17 protein-coding genes are annotated in these 17,786 nt (G+C 72.1%); 2 read left to right on the top strand and 15 right to left on the bottom strand.

Going from position 1 to position 17,786, the window contains the following annotated elements; translation table 11 throughout:
• Positions 1-92 precede the first annotated feature (92 nt).
• Complete coding sequence (bldD, locus tag ACTWP8_RS08000; protein WP_004948690.1) at positions 93-593, top strand: transcriptional regulator BldD; 501 nt, start codon at positions 93-95, stop codon at positions 591-593.
• Positions 594-905: 312 nt separating this feature from the next.
• On the opposite strand, the gene nusB is transcribed toward bldD, so the two are convergent.
• The 14 genes from nusB to ACTWP8_RS08070 all read right to left on the bottom strand — a co-directional run bounded on the left by nusB (position 906) and on the right by ACTWP8_RS08070 (position 14,723).
• Positions 906-1,334 (bottom strand): transcription antitermination factor NusB, encoded by a 429-nt coding sequence (gene nusB, locus ACTWP8_RS08005; RefSeq protein ID WP_443320030.1) that lies wholly within the window; start codon positions 1,332-1,334, stop codon positions 906-908.
• 2 nt (positions 1,335-1,336) lie between these two features.
• Positions 1,337-1,903 (bottom strand): elongation factor P, encoded by a 567-nt coding sequence (gene efp / locus ACTWP8_RS08010; RefSeq protein WP_443320029.1) that lies wholly within the window; start codon positions 1,901-1,903, stop codon positions 1,337-1,339.
• Positions 1,904-1,967: 64 nt separating this feature from the next.
• Positions 1,968-3,074 carry an aminopeptidase P family protein gene (locus ACTWP8_RS08015; protein WP_443321428.1) on the bottom strand — a complete coding sequence of 369 codons (1,107 nt, stop codon included), beginning with the start codon at positions 3,072-3,074 and terminating at the stop codon, positions 1,968-1,970.
• Between the two features lie 577 nt (positions 3,075-3,651).
• Positions 3,652-4,473 carry a Pro-rich N-terminal domain-containing protein gene (locus ACTWP8_RS08020; protein ID WP_443321429.1) on the bottom strand — a complete coding sequence of 274 codons (822 nt, stop codon included), beginning with the start codon at positions 4,471-4,473 and terminating at the stop codon, positions 3,652-3,654.
• 160 nt (positions 4,474-4,633) lie between these two features.
• Complete coding sequence (aroQ, locus tag ACTWP8_RS08025; RefSeq protein ID WP_443321430.1) at positions 4,634-5,074, bottom strand: type II 3-dehydroquinate dehydratase; 441 nt, start codon at positions 5,072-5,074, stop codon at positions 4,634-4,636.
• Positions 5,071-6,213 (bottom strand): 3-dehydroquinate synthase, encoded by a 1,143-nt coding sequence (gene aroB / locus ACTWP8_RS08030; RefSeq protein WP_443321431.1) that lies wholly within the window; start codon positions 6,211-6,213, stop codon positions 5,071-5,073. Before aroB ends, aroQ begins: the two co-directional genes overlap by 4 nt.
• 7 nt (positions 6,214-6,220) lie before the next feature.
• Positions 6,221-6,739: a shikimate kinase gene (locus ACTWP8_RS08035; RefSeq protein WP_443318060.1), complete on the bottom strand. Its 519-nt coding sequence runs from the start codon at positions 6,737-6,739 to the stop codon at positions 6,221-6,223.
• Positions 6,736-7,920 (bottom strand): chorismate synthase, encoded by a 1,185-nt coding sequence (gene aroC, locus ACTWP8_RS08040; RefSeq protein WP_443321432.1) that lies wholly within the window; start codon positions 7,918-7,920, stop codon positions 6,736-6,738. The genes ACTWP8_RS08035 and aroC overlap by 4 nt, the downstream gene beginning before the upstream one ends.
• A gap of 134 nt (positions 7,921-8,054) precedes the next feature.
• Positions 8,055-8,897: a shikimate dehydrogenase gene (locus ACTWP8_RS08045; protein WP_443321433.1), complete on the bottom strand. Its 843-nt coding sequence runs from the start codon at positions 8,895-8,897 to the stop codon at positions 8,055-8,057.
• A gap of 4 nt (positions 8,898-8,901) precedes the next feature.
• Positions 8,902-10,659 carry an endolytic transglycosylase MltG gene (gene mltG, locus ACTWP8_RS08050; protein WP_443321434.1) on the bottom strand — a complete coding sequence of 586 codons (1,758 nt, stop codon included), beginning with the start codon at positions 10,657-10,659 and terminating at the stop codon, positions 8,902-8,904.
• Positions 10,660-10,791: 132 nt separating this feature from the next.
• Positions 10,792-11,256: a Holliday junction resolvase RuvX gene (ruvX, locus tag ACTWP8_RS08055; RefSeq protein ID WP_443318064.1), complete on the bottom strand. Its 465-nt coding sequence runs from the start codon at positions 11,254-11,256 to the stop codon at positions 10,792-10,794.
• A gap of 35 nt (positions 11,257-11,291) precedes the next feature.
• A complete protein-coding gene (gene alaS, locus ACTWP8_RS08060; RefSeq protein ID WP_443321435.1) occupies positions 11,292-13,958 on the bottom strand; it encodes an alanine--tRNA ligase in 2,667 nt (888 codons plus the stop codon).
• The gene (locus ACTWP8_RS08065) at positions 13,958-14,275 is read right to left on the bottom strand and encodes a DUF6167 family protein (RefSeq protein WP_443321436.1); all 318 of its coding nucleotides are present in this window, start codon (positions 14,273-14,275) and stop codon (positions 13,958-13,960) included. The genes alaS and ACTWP8_RS08065 overlap by 1 nt, the downstream gene beginning before the upstream one ends.
• A gap of 7 nt (positions 14,276-14,282) precedes the next feature.
• Positions 14,283-14,723, bottom strand: coding sequence for a DUF948 domain-containing protein (locus ACTWP8_RS08070; RefSeq protein ID WP_443321437.1), 441 nt, complete (start codon positions 14,721-14,723; stop codon positions 14,283-14,285).
• Positions 14,724-14,907: 184 nt separating this feature from the next.
• Between ACTWP8_RS08070 and ACTWP8_RS08075 the strand changes: the two genes are divergently transcribed.
• Positions 14,908-17,175, top strand: a complete 2,268-nt coding sequence (locus ACTWP8_RS08075; protein WP_443321438.1) for an ATP-binding protein — start codon at positions 14,908-14,910, stop codon at positions 17,173-17,175.
• Here ACTWP8_RS08075 and rpsD read toward each other — a convergent pair.
• Positions 17,163-17,774, bottom strand: coding sequence for a 30S ribosomal protein S4 (gene rpsD / locus ACTWP8_RS08080; protein ID WP_443318069.1), 612 nt, complete (start codon positions 17,772-17,774; stop codon positions 17,163-17,165). The genes ACTWP8_RS08075 and rpsD overlap by 13 nt on opposite strands.
• Between the last annotated feature and the right edge of the window lie 12 nt (positions 17,775-17,786).

A 17,786-nucleotide genomic window follows, 5' to 3' on the forward strand; every position in this document is an offset into this window, starting at 1 on the left:
AGGACCCCCGGTCTGGACCCGTTCCGCTTGACTAAGTCAGATTACGCTGCGTAACCTCACAGTGAGTTACCAGCCTTCTTCCGGGGAGCTATATGTCCAGCGAATACGCCAAACAGCTCGGGGCCAAGCTTCGCGCCATCCGCACCCAGCAGGGCCTTTCCCTTCACGGCGTCGAGGAGAAGTCGCAGGGACGCTGGAAGGCCGTCGTCGTCGGTTCGTACGAGCGTGGCGACCGAGCGGTGACCGTGCAGCGCCTCGCGGAGCTGGCGGACTTCTACGGCGTCCCGGTGCAGGAGCTGCTGCCGGGCACCACTCCCGGCGGTGCGGCAGAGCCGCCGCCGAAGCTGGTGCTGGACCTGGAGCGGCTGGCCCACGTGCCGGCCGAGAAAGCGGGTCCGCTGCAGCGCTATGCCGCGACGATCCAGAGCCAGCGAGGTGACTACAACGGCAAGGTGCTGTCGATCCGCCAGGACGACCTGCGTACGCTCGCGGTCATTTACGACCAGTCGCCCTCGGTGCTGACCGAACAGCTCATCAGCTGGGGTGTGTTGGACGCGGATGCCCGCAGGGCGGTCCAGCACGAAGACGCCTGACGCTCGCGCGTCAGCTGAGCCGAAATTGAAGAAACGTGCCGCCGGGGGGCGGTGGCACCCTTCGGGGTGCCACCGCCCCCCGGCGGTTTGTGTGCGCCGCGGCGTCGGGCGCCCCCGGCTGCGGCGCCCCGACCTGCGGCGCGAACGCCGCGGGGGCGCGCATCGCTGCACGAGGGCGCGTCGCCGCATGGGGATGGGGGTACATCACGGCCCGCGCGGTGCGGCTGCGGAAGCCCGGTTCCCGGCAGACAGCCACCGGGCCCAGGACGCGACGCGTTCCGGGCCCGGTTCGCTGCTGCGCGCCCAGCGGGTCTAAGCCCTGCGCAGGCTCGGCTTGAGCTCCTTGAGACGGCCCAGCAGGCCGTTCACGAAGGCCGGCGAGTCGTCGGTGGAGAACTCCTTGGCGAGCTGCACGGCCTCGTCGATCACCACCGCGTCCGGAACGTCGTCCTCCCAGATCAGCTCATACGCGCCGAGCCGCAGGATGTTCCGGTCCACCACAGGCATGCGGTCGAGCGTCCAGCCCACGGCGTAGGTGGCGATCAGCTCGTCGATCCGGTCCGTGTGCTCCGCGTACCCCTCGACCAGCTGCATCGTGTACTCGTTGACCGGCGGCTGCCGGTCGTCGGTCCGGGCGAGCCGCAGCCAGTCCGCGAGCACGGTCCGCACGGCGGCGCCGCGCTGGTCGGACTCGAAAAGGATCTGGAATGCGCGCTTCCGGGCCTTGTTGCGTGCTGCCACGATTACTTGTTCACCCGGCCGAGGTACTCGCCGGAGCGGGTGTCGACCTTGATCTTCTCGCCCGTGGTGATGAAGAGCGGGACGCCGATCTCGTAGCCGGTCTCCAGGCGCGCGGGCTTGGAGCCGCCGGTGGAGCGGTCGCCCTGGACACCGGGCTCGGTGTACTCGATGGACAGCTCGACGGCGGCCGGGAGCTCGACGTACAGCGGGTTGCCCTCGTACATCGCCACCACGGCCTCGAAGCCCTCGAGGAGAAAGTTGGCCGCGTCGCCCACGGTCTCCGGGGTGATGTGGAGCTGGTCGTACGTGTCCATGTCCATGAACACGAAGTCGCTGCCGTCCTTGTACGAGAACTGCATGCCGCGCTTGTCGACGTTGGCCGTCTCGACCTTCACGCCGGCGTTGAAGGTCTTGTCGACCACCTTGCCGGAGAGCACGTGCTTCAGCTTGGTGCGGACAAAGGCAGGGCCCTTGCCGGGCTTGACGTGCTGGAACTCGACGACGGACCAGAGCTGGCCCCCGTCGAGCTTGAGCACCATGCCGTTCTTCAGGTCGTTCGTGGTGGCCACGGTTGCTTGAATCTCCTGGACTGGCTGGAGGGGAGACCTCGGCTGCGCGCCGGACTCACTGGAGCTAGAGCGCGAGCAGTTCCTTGGTCGTGATGGTGAGTAGCTCGGGTCCGCCGTCCGCCTCGGGGCGGACGACGAGCGTGTCATTGATCCGGACACCGCCCCGGCCCGGGAGGTGGACCCCCGGTTCGACGGTGACCGGCACACAAGCGTCCAGTTTACCCATGGCCGTGGGAGACAGCTGAGGCTCCTCGTCGATTTCCAGTCCTACCCCGTGTCCCGTGGCGCCTTCCAGGCCCTCCCCGTGCCCCGCGGCGTCGAGGACCTGGCGCGCGGCCCGGTCCACATCGCAGTACACGGCGCCCGGCACGAGCGCCTCCCGGCCGGCCCGCTGCGCCGCGAAGACCAGGTCGTACAGCTCGATCTGCCAGGCCGCGGGCGAGGTGCCGATGACGAACGTGCGGCCCAGCTCGCAGCGGTAGCCGCGGTAGTTCGCGCCCAGGCAGACGCTCAGGAAGTCGCCTTCCTCGACCCGGCGGTCGGTGGGCAGGTGGCCGGCGGCGCCGGCGTTCGGCCCCGTGGCGACGGATGTGGGGAAGGCCGGGCCGTCCGCACCGTGGTCGACCAGGCGGCGCTCCAGCTCGAGGGCGAGATGCCGCTCGGTACGGCCGACCAGGATCGACTCCAGCAGCTCGCCGAGGGCCTGGTCGGAGATCTCGGCGGCGATCCGCAGGCAGGCGATCTCCTCGTCGTCCTTGATCAGCCGCTGCTGCTCGACGGCGCAGCCGAGGTCGGCGAGACGGAGCTGCGGGGCGGCGGCGCCGAGGGCCCGGTGCCGGGCGACGGTGAGGTGGTGCTCCTCGACCGCGAGGGTCTCGGCCCCGGCCTCGGCCGCCAGGCCGGCGGCGGCGACGGCGCTGTCGGCGCCGGGCCCGGGGAGGGCCAGAACGCGCAGGTCCTCGGCGAGGCGGCCCTCGGCAGGGTCGCCGGAGGGGGGGCCTGCGCTGAGGAGGACGTCCTCGGCGGGGCCGAGGAGCAGGACCGCGCCGTACGGGGCGCCGCCCGCGAGGTAGCGGACGTTCGCGGGGCGCGAGACCAGCACGGCGGCCCTCCCGGCCGCCGCGCACCTGTCGCGCAGCCGCGAGCGCCTGGCCGCGTGCACCTCTGCCATGTATCCGAGCGTACGAGCGGATGCGGCCCGCGGCCCGACGAGCACCGCCGGACGGGCGCGCACGCGTCCGCGGAACGACCGGCCGGGCAGCCCGGCCGGGCAGCCCGGCCGGGCAGCCCCGCAGCGGCCGCACCGCGCCGCATGCCGCCGGAGTCGGCCCTGTCGCCGTGCGCACAGCTGGGACGGGCCGCGCGCCGCCCGCCGCCTCGGCCCGCTGCCCCCAACCGCGCCTTCGGCGCGGGTCAATTCCCACCACCCCCGCCCTGTAAAGGGGCAGACTCCTTTACCCGGGACTCGGCAGGCTGCGGCCGGGTGCCCAGGGCGGTCGGGCAGCGCCCGGATTGGGGCGACGTACGCCGCAATGGGGTGGCGGCGGCAGGGCAGCCGCGCAGGGCGGGAGGGGCCCCGGACCGGACCCGACGGCAGGACAGCCGCGCAAGACGGGCTGGGCCCTCCGGCCGGGCCCCGGCGGCACCTGGCGGCGGTGCAGGGCAGCCGTGGAGGGCGGCGGGACTCCCGGACCGGACCCCCGGCGGCAGGGCAGCCGTGGAGCGGGCTCCTGGGCCGGGCCCCGGCGCTACCAGGTCGGTGGGCTGGCGAGGCTCCGGGAGAGGACCTCGTCGAGGATGCGGGCCGTCGTCGGGACGTCCAGCTGGGAGTTGTCGATGATGGGCAGGCCCGAGCCGTACCAGCCGGCCATCTTGCCGTGGATCAGGGCGACTTCCTCGTCGGACAGCCGTCGGTTCCCCGCGCGCTCGGCGTTGCGCTCGAGGACGATCTCCAGGCCCGGCAGCAGCACCACCGGCAGCAGGCCCGGCCCCACGTGCCGCTTCCAGCCGCCGAGTCCGACGACCGGCCGGTCGGGGAAGACGGCGTCGTCGAGGATGCAGGAGATCCCGTTGGCGAGGAAGTTGCGGGCGGCGAAGCCGCAGGTGCGGCGGGCGAGCCGGTACTGCGCCTCGGAGTGCTCGTTCCACCCCGACTGGGGGTCGGCGAACCCGGCCCGCACCCACTCGCGTACGTCGTCGAGGCTGATGTGCGCGGTCGGCACCCGCCGGGTGTCCGCCCAGTGCCGCGCGACTGTCGTCTTTCCCGCTCCCGCGGGCCCTATCAGCAGCACCGCGATGGTCGCCTGCGACGGGTCGGGGGCCGCTGTGCCGGGCGGCGGGCCCGGTACGGGAACCGGGCCTCCGGGCGGCAGCCGGACGTGTCCGGTGGTGTCGACGGGCGGTGCCGACGCGTGCTGCGGCGCCGGACCCGTCCAGCCGGGCGCGTGCGGCGGGTGGGGCGGCGGTGCGCTCTGCGCCTGCGCCGGCGGCGGTACGGGGGTCCAGCCGGAACCCGTCGGCTGGTTCGGTCCGTGGGGCGGTGGCAGCGGAGCCCCCACTGCGTGCTGCATCCGCTGGCTCTCCGTCTCGTGCGGGCGAACATGCGCGTGAACGGGCGGCCTTCGGGGCCGCACCGCTACCGAACGGTACCGTCCCAGGCCGCCGCAGTGTGAACGGCCGATGTCGGCCGGGAGTGCCCGGACGGTACGAAGAACCGTTTGATCGAGCCGGTCAGTCCGACAACTCCTCGGCCAGCGCCCGCAGCGCGAGCCGGTACGAGCCGATGCCGAAGCCCGCGATCGTCCCCGACGCGACGGCCGCGACGACCGACGTGTGCCGGAACTCCTCCCGGGCGTGCGGATTCGAGATGTGCACCTCGATGAGCGGTGCGGTGCGCTGCGCGGCCGCGTCCCGCATCCCGTACGAATAGTGCGTGAACGCACCGGGGTTGAGGACCACCGGAATCGACTCGTCCGCCGCTTCGTGCAGCCAGCGGATCATCTCCCCCTCGTCGTTGGTCTCCCGCACCTCGACCGCGAAGCCCAGCTCCTTGCCGAGCCGGGCGCACTCCTCGACGAGTCCGGCATAGGACGTGGCGCCGTAGACGTCGGGCTCGCGCGAGCCGAGCCGTCCCAGGTTCGGGCCGTTCAACACGTAGACCCGGCGTGTCACTTGGCGACCTCCGCGTACGCGGCCGCGAGTACGGCCGGGTCGGGGCCCTCCAGGACGGTCGGCTTGCCGAGGCCGTCGAGGACGACGAAACGCAGCAGGTCGCCCCGGGACTTCTTGTCGACCTTCATGGTCTCCAGCAGCCTGGGCCACTGGTCGCCGCGGTAGGTGAGCGGCAGCCCGACCGACTCCAGAACGGTGCGGTGCCGGTCGGCGGTCGCGTCGTCGAGCCGCCCGGCCAGCCGCCCGAGTTCGGCGGCGAACACCATGCCGATCGAAACCGCCGCGCCGTGCCGCCAGTTGTAGCGCTCGTTCTTCTCGATGGCGTGGCCGAGGGTGTGCCCGTAGTTGAGGATCTCGCGCAGGCCGGACTCCTTGAGGTCGGCGGAGACCACCTCGGCCTTGACCCGGATCGACCGCTCGATGAGCTCGGCGGTGTGCGGGCCCTCGGGCGTACGCGCCGCCGCCGGGTCCTCCTCGATCAGGTCGAGGATGACGGGGTCGGAGATGAAGCCCGCCTTGATGATCTCGGCGAGGCCGCTGATGTAGTCGTTGGCGGGCAGCGAGCCGAGGCTGTCGAGGTCGCACAGGACACCGGCGGGCGGGTGGAAGGCGCCCACCAGGTTCTTGCCCTCGGCGGTGTTGATGCCCGTCTTGCCGCCGACGGCCGCGTCGACCATGCCGAGCACGGTGGTCGGGACGGCGATCCAGCGCACGCCGCGCAGCCAGGTCGCCGCGACGAAGCCCGCGAGGTCGGTGGTGGCGCCGCCGCCGACGCCGACGACGACATCGGTGCGGGTGAAGCCGGTCCGGCCGAGCGCCTTCCAGCAGTACGCGGCGACCTCGGCGGTCTTGGCCTCCTCCGCGTTGGGCAGCTGGATCGCGATGGCCTCGTAGCCCTGCGCGGCCAGGTCCTCGCGGACCGCCTCGCCGGTCGCGGCCAGCGCCTCGGGGTGCAGAACGGCGACCCGCTGGATGTCACTGCGGCGCGCAGCGCCTCCCTTGAGGGTGGTGGCGGGCGACGGGCGGGGGCGGCCGATGAGGCCCGGGAGCTCACCGAGCAGCTGACGGCCGATCAGGACCTCGTACGGGTCCGTGCCCGCGGTGCCGCCGACCTGGATCCGGGTGATGCTCTCGCTCATACCTTCCTCAGTTCGAGTGCGTCGAGAGTTCGAGTGCGTCGAGGACCGCTTCCGCGACGTCCTCGGGGGTGCGGTCGTCGGTGCTGACGACGGCGCGGGCGACCTCGGTGTAGAGAGGCCGGCGCTGCTCCATCAGCTCGCGCCAGCGCTGCCGCGGATTGACAGCGAGCAGCGGACGCGGTGCATCCAGGCCCACCCGCTTGACGGCGTCGGCGAGTTGGACGTCCAGGAAGACGACGGGCAGCCCGGTCAGCAGGGCTCGGGTCCCCTCGTCCATCACGGCGCCGCCGCCGAGCGAGAGGATGCCCCCGTGCCCGGCGAGCGCTGTCCGTACGGCCTGCCGTTCCAGCTCGCGGAAGTGCGGCTCGCCGTCCTCGAAGAAGATCTCCGGAATGGGCTTGCCCGCGGCCTGTTCGATGTCGGCGTCGGTGTCGCGGTACGCCACGCCGAGCCGCTCGGCGAGCAGCGCGCCGACCGTGGACTTGCCCGCGCCGGGCGGGCCGACAAGGACGACGACCGGGGTCACCGGATGGCCAGGTGGTCGAGGAAGCTCTGCACGTTGCGGCGGGTCTCGGCCACGCTGTCGCCGCCGAACTTCTCCGCCACCGCGTCCGCCAGCACCAGCGCGACCATCGCCTCGGCGACGATTCCCGCGGCCGGCACGGCGCACACGTCGGAGCGCTGGTGGTGGGCCTGCGTGGCCTCGCCGGTGGTGACGTCGACCGTGGCCAGGGCCCGCGGCACGGTCGCGATCGGCTTCATCGCGGCCCGTACGCGCAGCAGCTCGCCCGTCGAGAGACCGCCCTCGGTGCCGCCCGAGCGGCCGGAGCTGCGCCGGATTCCCTCGTCGGTGGAGACGATCTCGTCATGCGCCCGGGAGCCCGGTACGCGCGCCAGCTCGAAGCCGTCGCCGACCTCGACGCCCTTGATCGCCTGGATGCCCATAAGAGCCGCGGCGAGCCGGGCGTCCAGCCGCCGGTCCCAGTGCACGTGCGAGCCGAGGCCGACGGGCACGCCGTAGGCCAGCACCTCGACGACGCCGCCGAGCGTGTCGCCGTCCTTGTGGGCCTGGTCGATCTCCGCGACCATCGCCTTGCTCGCGTCCGCGTCCAGGCAGCGCACCGGATCGGCGTCGAGCCGCTCGACGTCCGAGGGCTTGGGGTAGACGCCGTACGGGGCCTTGGCGGCGGCCAGCTCGACCACATGGGAGACGATCTCGATCCCGGCCGTCTCCTTGAGGTAGGAGCGGGCGACCGTGCCCAGCGCGACCCGGGCGGCGGTCTCCCGGGCGGAGGCGCGCTCCAGGATCGGGCGGGCCTCGTCGAAGCCGTACTTCTGCATGCCCGCGAGGTCGGCGTGGCCGGGGCGGGGGCGGGTCAGCGGGGCGTTGCGGGCGAGCTCGGCGAGCTCGGCCGGGTCGACCGGGTCGGCCGCCATGACCTTCTCCCACTTGGGCCACTCAGTGTTCCCCACCATGATCGCGACCGGCGAGCCGAGGGTCAGGCCGTGGCGGACGCCGCCGATGAAGGTGACCTCGTCGCGCTCGAACTTCATCCGCGCGCCCCGGCCGTAGCCGAGCCGCCGCCGCGCCAGCGCGTCCGCCACCATGTCGGAGGTGATCGGGACGCCGGCGGGGAGACCCTCCAGCGTCGCGACGAGTGCGGGGCCGTGCGACTCGCCCGCGGTCAGCCAGCGCAACCTGCTCAACGGTGCTCCTCATGATGCTCGCGCCTCGGATCTACGGCGTGGCCTGGGCGAGCGCGGCCCCGGTCCGCCACCTCCGATCCTCCCACGTCCGGGTCCCGTCCCCGGACGCCAGTCCACGGAACGGACGGATTCCGTCACGTCCCGAGCGCCTGCTCGCCCGCCGCGCGCATGGCGGCCAGCGGGGCGGGCGCGCGCCCGGTCATCCGCTCGACCTGGAGTACGGCCTGGTGGACGAGCAGGTCGAGGCCGCTGACGACGTTGCCGCCCTGCGCCGACCAGGCCGCGGCGAGGCGGGTGGGCCACGGCTCGTACAGCACGTCGAAGAGCGTCCCCGGCAGGTCGGGGACGGAAGCGGCGAGCGCGTCGGTGGTGCCGGCCGGGGTAGTGGCGATGACCAGCGGGGCGGAGAAGGCGCGGGCGGCGTCGGCCCAGTCGGCGGTCGCGACGTCGACGGCGAGCCGCTCGCCCCACTGCCGCATCTCCGCGGCGCGCGCCTCGCTGCGCACGTACGCGGTGATCCGGCCGGTGCAGATCCGGGAGAGCGCGGCGAGCGCGGAGGAGGCGGTGGCCCCGGCGCCGAGCACGGCGGCGCGCTCGACCTTCTCCACGCCGCGCTCGCGCAGCGCAGCCAGAATGCCCGGGATGTCGGTGTTGTCCCCGATGCGGCGGCCGTCCTCGGTGAAGATCACCGTGTTGACGGCCTCGACGGACGCGGCCGTTTCGCTGATCTCGTCGAGCAGCGGGATGACGGCGCGCTTGAGCGGCATGGTCAGGGACAGGCCCGCCCAGTCGCCTTCCGGGAGATCGCCGAGGAAGCCGGGCAGGGCGGCCTCGTCGACCTCGAAGCGGTCGTACGTCCAGCCGGTCAGCCCCAGCGCCTCGTACGCGGCGCGGTGCAGGACGGGCGAGAGGGAGTGCGCGATCGGTGACCCGAGGACCGCCGCGCGCCGGCCCTCCGCTTTCTGAACAGCCGTCACGCCCTCACCCCCCGCTCTCCCGCCGGTTCTTGTTGAACTTCTCGACCAGGCGGTTGTGTTCCTCAAGGGTCTTGGCGAACTCGGTCTTGTTCTCGCCGTCCGTGGCGACGAAGTAGAACCAGCCGCCCTTGTCCGGGTCGAGCGCCGCTCGCAGGGCCTCGTCGCCCGGATTCCCGATCGGCCCGGGCGGGAGTCCCCGGTGGTAGTACGTGTTGTACGGGTCGGGGTCGTTCCGGATCTTGTTGATCGGGATGTCGATGTTGCTCTGGTTCTTCAGGTAGTTGTACGCCGAGTCGAACTCGATCCTGCCCCAGGTCTCCGGGTTGTTGGGCTCGAGGCGGTTGTAGACGACATCGGCCATCTTGCGGAATTCGTCGTGCGTCTTGCCCTCGGCCTGGACGAGGCTCGCGACCGTGACGAGCTCGAGCGGCGACTCGAGCCCCAGCTTGTCCGCCTTGTCCTCGACGTCCAGCTTCTGGTACTCCTGCTTCGCGCGGCCGACCATCTGCCGCAGGACGTCCTCGGGTTTGGCGCCCTTGGCCGCGCTGTAGCGCGAGGGGTAGAGGAATCCTTCCAGCGGATCCCTGATCTTCGCGTTGTCGTCGGCCCAGTCGGGCAGGCCGAGGTTCTCGGCCTGCTTCCTGGCGACGGTCTTGGTGGTTCCGCCCGGGACGTCGAGCTTCTTGTCGATGGCGGTGTAGACGGAGGAGGCCCTCAGGCCCTCGGCGATGATGAGCGAGTTGAGGTTCTTCGGATCCGTCATCAGATCGACGGCCGCCTTGGCGGACATCCTCTCGCGCAGGACGTAGACCCCGGGCTGGATCGTGTTGCCCTTCGGGTGGCTGTTCTGCGCTTCCACGAAGGCGTCGACGCTCTTCACCACGCCCGCGCTCTTGAGGATGTTGCCCATCTGGTTGCCGGTCGCCCCGTCCGGGATCTCGACCTGGACCTCGCCGCTGCCACTGCCCGAGAAGTCGGGCGCCGGGCCGAACCGGTCCTGCCAGAAGTTGTAGCCGAGGTAGCCGAGACCGCCGATCACACCGGCGAGGATCACGGTGGACAGCAGCAGCGCCATGCCGCTGCGGCGCTTGGGCCCCCGCTCGCGGTCACGGTCGTGGTCCCCGTCCCAGCCGCCACCGCGGCCCGAGCGGGCGGCCTCGTCGTAGTCGTCGTCACCGCGGCCGTTCCGGCCCTGGTCGCCCGCGAAGAATGGATGCTCCTCCATCTCGGGCTCCTGCTGCCACTCCGCCTGCTGGTCCGGCTCCGGCTGCCGGTACTGCCGGCGCTCTGCGTACTGCCGGTCCTCGGCGTACTGCTGCCGCTCGTCGTAGGCCTGGGGCGGCGCGTACTGCTGCTGGGTCCTGCTGCCCGGCGGCTGGGGCGGCGGATAGGCGTCCGGGGTGCCGTACAGGTCGGGGCGCTCGCCGCCGTACGGGTCGTGGGGCTGAGGCTGGTGTCCGTACGGGTCCTCGGGGCCGCCGTACACGAGCTGTTCGCCGGTCTGCGGGGGGTCCCAGCCGTACTGCTGCCGACCGTAGTCCTGTTGGACGTAACGCTGCTGGTCGTAGCCCTGCTGGTCGTAGCCCTGCTGGCCGTAGCCCTGCTGGTCGTAGCCGTGCTGGCCGGGGTACTGCTGCTGTGCGGCGCCGTACGGTGCCGCCTGGCCCTCCCACTGCGGCTGCCCGTCCCACCTCTGCTCCCCATAGCGAGGATCGTCTGGATGCCACGGTTCGGAGTCTTGGCTCCGGCCATACTCAGTCATCGATCCCCTCGAGCCACGAGGTGGCTCCCGGTGCGCGTCGTCCTTGCGCAGGGGTCCGGTCCGCCTCGTTCCGCACGGTGGCATTCGATATTCGAACGGTGCCGCGCCGCGCGGAACGTTACCGTATCGCGATCAGATGACCACTTCGACGCACTCCCCCGGAGCTTTACCCGACGCCCGCTCGGTCTCAAGGGCGTTCTGGAGGATGACCACGGCCGCTGCCTGGTCGACGACCCCGCGGCCCTTCCTGGAGCTGACGCCCGAGGCGCGCAGCCCCTGCGCCGCGGTGACGGTGCTCATCCGCTCGTCCACCAGGCGCACGGGCACCGGCGCGATGCCCTGGGCGAGCCCCTGCGCGAAGGCCCGTACCTTCTTCGCGGCCGGGCCCTCCCCGCCGCTGAGCGAGCGGGGCAGGCCGACCACGACCTCGATCGGCTCGTACTCCTCGACGATCGTCGCGAGGCGCCGCTGCGCCGCCGGGACGTCCCGTCCCGGCACGGTCTCCACCGGGGTGGCCAGGACCCCGTCGGGGTCGCACGAGGCGACCCCGATCCGGGCGTCCCCGACGTCGACGGCGATGCGCCTGCCGCGTCGCATGTGCTGAGCCTCCTGAGCCTCCGTCACAGGCCGCGTCACGCCTTCTCGGCGACCAGCCGCTCGACGGCGGCCACGGCCTCGTCGATGGCAGCCGGGTTCTGGCCGCCGCCCTGGGCGACGTCATCCTTGCCGCCACCGCCGCCGCCGAGGGTCTTGGCGGCCGTACGGACCAGCTCGCCGGCCTTGATGCCGCGCTCGCGGGCGGCATCGTTGGTGGCGACCACGGTCAGCGGACGGCCGTTCGCCACGGTGAACAGCGCGACGACGGCCGGACGGCCCTGGACGCGGCCGCGCACGTCGAGGACCAGCTTGCGCAGGTCGTCGGCGCCGGTGCCGTCCGGCACCCGACCGGTGACGAGGGCCACGCCCCGTACGTCCTTGGCGCCCTGGGCGAGGCCCGCAGCGGCCTGGAGGACCTTCTCGGCGCGGAACTTCTCGATCTCCTTCTCGGCCTCCCTGAGTTTGGCGAGCATTCCGGAGATCTTCTCCGGCAGCTCCTCGGGGCGGCCCTTCACCAGGTCGGTGAGCTGGGAGACGACCGTGTGCTCGCGGGCCAGGAAGGTGTACGCGTCGACGCCGACGAGGGCCTCGACGCGGCGCACGCCGGAGCCGATCGAGGACTCGCCGAGCAGCTTCACCAGCCCGAGCTGGGCGGTGTTGTGCACATGCGTGCCGCCGCACAGCTCCTTGGAGAAGTCGCCGATGGTGACGACGCGGACCCGCTCGCCGTACTTCTCGCCGAACTCGGCGATGGCGCCCTGCTTCTTGGCCTCGGACATACTCATCACCTCGGCGGTGACGTCGAGTTCGCGGGCCAGCACCTCGTTGATCTTCTGCTCGACGTCCGTGAGGACCGTGCCGGGCACGGCGGTCGGCGAGCCGAAGTCGAAGCGGAAGCGGCCGGGGGCGTTCTCCGAGCCGGCCTGGGCCGCCGTGGGGCCGAGGGTGTCGCGCAGCGCCTGGTGGGTGAGGTGGGTGGCGCTGTGGGCGCGGGCGATGGCTCGGCGGCGCGAGACGTCGATGGCGGCGTAGGCGGAGGCCCCGACGGTCACCTCGCCGACCTGGACGACGCCCTTGTGCACACTGACGCCCGGCACCGGCTGCTGGACGTCGTGGACCTGGACGACGGCGCCGCTGTCCAGCCGGATGCGGCCCTGGTCGGCCTGCTGGCCGCCGCCCTCGGCGTAGAAGGGGGTGCGGTCCAGGACGACCTCGACCTCGTCGCCTTCGGAGGCGGCGGGCGAGGGCACGCCGTCCACGAGCAGCCCGACGACGCGGGACTCGCCTTCGGTGTCGGTGTAGCCGGTGAAGTCTGATGAGCCCGCGGTGTCGGCGACCTCGCGGTACGCGGACAGGTCGGCGTGGCCCTGCTTCTTGGCCTTGGCGTCGGCCTTGGCCCGCTCCCGCTGCTCCTTCATCAGCCGGCGGAAGCCCTCCTCGTCCACCGACAGGCCCTGCTCGGCGGCCATTTCGAGGGTGAGGTCGATCGGGAAGCCCCAGGTGTCGTGGAGCAGGAAGGCCTTGTCGCCGGGGAGGACGGTGGAGCCTGCGGCCTTGGTGTCGGAGACGGCGGTGTCGAGGATGTTGGTGCCGGTCTTGAGGGTCTTGAGGAAGGCGGCCTCCTCGCCGAGCGCGACCGTCTCGATGCGCTTGCGGTCGGTCTCGAGCTCCGGGTACTGCTCGCCCATCGTCTTGATGACCGTGTCGACGAGCTCACCGATCACCGGGCCCTTGGCACCGAGCAGCCGCATGTTGCGGATGGCGCGGCGCATGATGCGGCGCAAGACGTAGCCGCGGCCCTCGTTGCCCGGGGTGACGCCGTCGCCGATGAGCATGACCGAGGTGCGGACGTGGTCGGAGACGACGCGGAGCGAGACGTCCGAGTCGTGGGCGGCGCCGTACGGAACGCCGGTGAGCTCGGTGGCCTTGTCGATGACGGCGCGCGAGGTGTCGATCTCGTACATGTTCTGCACGCCCTGCAGGATCATCGCCAGGCGCTCGAGGCCGAGGCCGGTGTCGATGTTCTTGCTGGGCAGCTCGCCGAGGATCGGGAAGTCCTCCTTGCCGGAGCCCTCGCCTCGCACGTACTGCATGAAGACCAGGTTCCAGATCTCCACGTAACGCTCGTCGTTGACGGCGGGGCCGCCCTCTTCGCCGAACTCCGGGCCGCGGTCGTAGTTGATCTCGGAGCAGGGTCCGCAGGGTCCGGGCACGCCCATGGACCAGTAGTTGGGGCCCATGCCCAGGCGCTGGATGCGTTCGGAGGGGACGCCGATGACCTCGCGCCAGATGCGCTCGGCCTCGTCGTCCTCCTCGTAGACGGTGATCCAGAGCTTCTCGCCCTCCAGGCCGTAACCGCCCTCGGCGACGGGGGTGGTCAGCAGCTCCCAGGCGTACCTGATGGCGCCTTCTTTGAAGTAGTCGCCGAAGGAGAAGTTGCCGCACATCTGGAAGAAGGTGCCGTGCCGGGTGGTCTTGCCGACCTCCTCGATGTCGGGCGTGCGCAGGCACTTCTGCACGCTGGTGGCGCGCGGGAAGGGCGGCTTGACCTCACCGAGGAAGTACGGCTTGAACGGAACCATGCCTGCGTTGACCAGCAGCAGTGTCGGGTCGTCCGCGATGAGCGACGCCGACGGCACGACGGTGTGCCCGCGCTCCTCGAAGAAGCGCAGCCAGCGGCGACGGATTTCAGCCGACTCCATCAGTGGTCCTCATTCCGGTTGTACGGGTACTTCGTGCCCAGCTCCGTCGGTCGGCGCGGCCCGGGCAGTTCTCGGTTCTGGTCGCCGTCCCGGGGCTCGAGCCCCAGTGCGTCGTTCAGTTCGGTCTCGCGCCGCGCCATGCCGGCCTTGACGTCGAGCGCGAACTCCTTGAGCCGGTGGCCCGCCTCGACGGCCCGGTCGGCGGCCTGCGCGGCGAGGCTCTCCGGCGTCAGCTGCCGGAGTTTGCGGTTGACCTTGGTAGTGGCCCACACGCCGGCTGCGACGCCGGTGGTGAACCAGAACGTGCGGCGGAACATCGGTGCGTCAGGCCTTTCCGCCGCGGGCGCCCCGGCCGCGTCGCCGGGCCTGCGGCACTGTGCGTCCTACGATCACGGTACGGCGCCGCGCGGACGGCTGCGCGTCCTTGCGGCCGAGGGCCTGGCGCACCCCGTAGCCGAAGGCGGCGACCTTGACCAGCGGGCCGCCGAAGGTGGAGGCGACGGTCGAGGAGAGCGCCGAGGCGTTGGAGGTGACCTCCTGGACGTCGGTCGCGATCGCGTCGACCCGCTCCAGCTGGGTCTGCGCGGTCCGTACGGTCGCCGACGCCTCGCCGAGGAGCGGGACCGCCTGTTCCGAGACGTCCGCCACCAGCTTCGTCGTCTCCTTGAGCACCTGCGCGAGCCTCACCAGCACCACGGCGAGGAACGACACCAGGATGGCCCAGAAGACGGCCACGAGGATCCCGGCCACCTCTCCACCGGACACGATGCACCGCTCCCTGTAGACGTATCGGTCGCCGCCGGTCACGGCGGTCTCTCCGGGAACGGGCGGCAGATGCCGACCCTATCGCGCCGGAAGGCCGGGCCCGTACCGGATTACCCGGCGGCGGCAGGCCGGCCGCCAAGCCGGATTGTACGGTGCGCATATATGCGAGTACGCTCCGTGGGCCATGCGACGCTCCACGCGCCCGGGCCCCGCCCCGTACGGCCCCCGCGACACCGGCCCCGCCCCCGGCAATCTCCCCGCGGAGCTGACTGCGTTCGTGGGTCGTACGGCCGAACTCGCGCAGCTGGGGCGGCAGCTGGAGAGATCCCGGCTCGTCACCGTGACCGGGGTCGGCGGGGTCGGGAAGACGCGCCTCGCGCTGCGCGCGGCTCATCAGGAGCAGGAACGCTTCTGTGACGGCGTCTGGCTGGTGGAGCTCGCCACCCTGAACGGCCCGGAGCTGCTGGAGCGCGCGGTGACCGAGGCGCTGGGCCTGGTCGGCCACACGGGCAGACGTCCGCGCGCCGCGCTCGGCGAACAGCTTGCCGACCGCCAACTCCTCCTCGTCCTGGACGGTTTCGAGCACATCGTCGAGGAGTCCGCGGCCCTCGTCCGCGACCTGCTGCGCCGGGCTCCGGGGCTGAGCGTGCTCGCGGCGGGGCGCCGGCCGCTCGGCGTGGCGGGCGAGCAGGCCTTCCCGCTCGCGCCCATGCCCGCCCCCGCTCCCGCCCGCTCCCCCACGATCCCGCCGCCGCCCGCCGGGGACGCCGCCGCGCTCTTCGCCGAACGGGCCGCCGCCGTGCTGCCCGGCTTCGAGATCACCGATGACAACCTGTGGGCGGTCGGCGAGCTGTGCCACCGGCTCGACGGGATCCCGCTCGCCCTGGAGCTGGCGGCCGGGCGGCTGCGGGCGCTCTCGCTCGAGCAGCTGCTGCAGCGCCTCGACGACCGCTTCCGGCTGCTCACCGGGGGCAGCCGCACCGCGCTGCCCCGCCACCGGGCGCTGCGCACCGCGATCGGCTGGAGCCATGAGCTGTGCACCCCGCGGGAGCGGCTGCTGTGGGCCCGGCTCTCGGTGTTCGCGGGCCACTTCGACCTGGAGTCGGCCGAGTACGTCTGCTCGGGCCCCGACCTGGCCGCGGACGATCTGCTGGACGTGGTCGCCGAGCTGGTGGCGCAGTCGGTGCTGGCGCGCGAGGACACCCCGGCCGGGGTCCGCTACCGGATGCTGGAGACCGTACGGGCGTACGGCGCGTGCTGGCTCGAGGCGGCGGGTGACACCGCGCGGATGCGGCGCCGCCACCGCGACTGGTACATGGGTCTGGCCACCTGGTGCGAGCTGGACTGGTTCAGCCCCCGGCAGGCGGAGGTTGCGGCCCGGATCGACGCCGAGCTGAGCAATCTGCGGGTGGCGCTGGAGTTCAGTCTGGAGGCGGCCGAGGACGCGCACATCGGGCAGTACCTCGCGGGCACCCTGTGGTTCTACTGGGTCGGCTGCGGCCGCCTCTCGGAGGGCCGGCACTGGCTGATGCGGGCGCTGGAGCTGGAGGGCGGGCACGACGAGTCGCGACTCAAGGCGCTGTGGGTGCTCGGCTATGTGGCGGTGCTCCAGGGCGACGCGGTCGGCGCGATCGCGGCTCTCCAGGAGTGCACCGAGGAGGCGGAGCGCACCGGCAACCCGCTGGCCGCGGCGTACGCCCTCCACCGCACCGGCTGTCTCGCCCTGGTCTCCGACGACATGCCCCGCGCGGAGGAGCTGTTGCGGGCGGCGCTCGCGCAGTACCGGGAGATCGGCGAGCTGAACAGCAACGTGCTGATGGGGCAGGTCGAGCTGGCGATCACCATGGCGTTCCAGGGGGATCTGGCGGGCGCGGTCTCGCTGTGCGAGGAGGTCCGGCAGGTCTGCGAGGACCACGGCGAGCGCTGGTCGCTGGCGTACGCGCTGTACGTCCTGGGCTACGCGGCCTGGACACGGGGCGACGCGGAGGAGGCACGCCGGCTGGTGGAGGAGTGCCTGGCCATCGACCACGCCTTCCACGACCTGGTGGGCGCGGTCGTGGCGATCGAGCTGCTCGCCCTCCTGATGGCGAACGAGGGCGAGATGGAGGAGGCGGCGGTGGTGCAGGGCGCGGCGGGGCAGCTGTGGCGCTCGGTCGGCCTGCCGCTGTTCGGCTCGCAGCACTTCAACGCTCCGCACGAGCTGTGCGAGCAGCGGACGCGGAAGGCGCTCGGGACGGCGCGGTACGAGGAGTGCCTGGCCGAGGGGGCACGGCTGGACCTGGACGGGGCGGTGGCGCGGGCGCTGCGCGAGGGCCGTGGGGAGAACGGTGGGAAGGGGGGCAACGGGAGCTGCGGAAGCACCGAGAAGACGCACCCGCCCGCCCCGGAGAAGGGCGGGCGGGTGGAGAGCGCACCGGGGAGGCAGGTGCCTCGCCCGGGTCAGCGGGCGTAGTACTCGACGACGAGCTGCTCGTCGCAGATCACCGGGACCTCCTTGCGGTTCGGCTCCCGGTCGAGGCGGAAGGCGAGCGCCTGGAGGTTGACCTGCAGGTAGCGCGGGGTCTCGCCGTCGGGGGCGTAGCCACCCTCGCGGGCCACCTGGAAGGGGTGCTTGGCGCGGCTGCGCTCGCGCACCATCACGACGTCGTCGGGCGAGACGCGGAAGGACGGCTTGTCGACCTTGCGGCCGTTGACCTCGATGTGACCGTGGACCACCATCTGGCGGGCCTGGTAGATCGTCCGGGCGATGCCCGAACGCAGGACGAGCGCGTCCAGACGGCGCTCCAGCTCGACGATGAGGGCCTCGCCCGTCTTGCCGGTGACCTTCCGAGCGCGGTCGTAGGCACGGGCCATCTGCCGCTCGCTGATGTCGTACTGAGCGCGCAGACGCTGCTTCTCGAGAAGACGGACCTTGTAGTCGCTGTTCTGCTTGCGACCACGGCCGTGCTCGCCGGGCGGGTAGGGACGGGCCTCGAAGTACTTGACCGCCTTCGGCGTCAGGGCGATGCCGAGCGCCCGCGACTTCTTGACCTTGGGACGCGACTGGTTCACGTGGAACGGACC

It is taken from the genome of Streptomyces sp. 7N604, assembly GCF_052245475.1.
Lineage (GTDB): Bacteria > Actinomycetota > Actinomycetes > Streptomycetales > Streptomycetaceae > Streptomyces.

What these genes read in the sequence shown, in the direction of transcription:
- bldD (WP_004948690.1), top strand. Translation starts at nt 93, where the DNA reads ATGTCCAGCGAATACGCCAAACAGCTCGGGGCCAAGCTTCGCGCCATC.
- ACTWP8_RS08015 (WP_443321428.1), bottom strand. Translation starts at nt 3,074, where the DNA reads ATGGCAGAGGTGCACGCGGCCAGGCGCTCGCGGCTGCGCGACAGGTGC.
- ACTWP8_RS08020 (WP_443321429.1), bottom strand. Translation starts at nt 4,473, where the DNA reads ATGCAGCACGCAGTGGGGGCTCCGCTGCCACCGCCCCACGGACCGAAC.
- aroB (WP_443321431.1), bottom strand. Translation starts at nt 6,213, where the DNA reads ATGAGCGAGAGCATCACCCGGATCCAGGTCGGCGGCACCGCGGGCACG.
- mltG (WP_443321434.1), bottom strand. Translation starts at nt 10,659, where the DNA reads ATGACTGAGTATGGCCGGAGCCAAGACTCCGAACCGTGGCATCCAGAC.
- ruvX (WP_443318064.1), bottom strand. Translation starts at nt 11,256, where the DNA reads ATGCGACGCGGCAGGCGCATCGCCGTCGACGTCGGGGACGCCCGGATC.
- alaS (WP_443321435.1), bottom strand. Translation starts at nt 13,958, where the DNA reads ATGGAGTCGGCTGAAATCCGTCGCCGCTGGCTGCGCTTCTTCGAGGAG.
- ACTWP8_RS08065 (WP_443321436.1), bottom strand. Translation starts at nt 14,275, where the DNA reads ATGTTCCGCCGCACGTTCTGGTTCACCACCGGCGTCGCAGCCGGCGTG.
- ACTWP8_RS08075 (WP_443321438.1), top strand. Translation starts at nt 14,908, where the DNA reads ATGCGACGCTCCACGCGCCCGGGCCCCGCCCCGTACGGCCCCCGCGAC.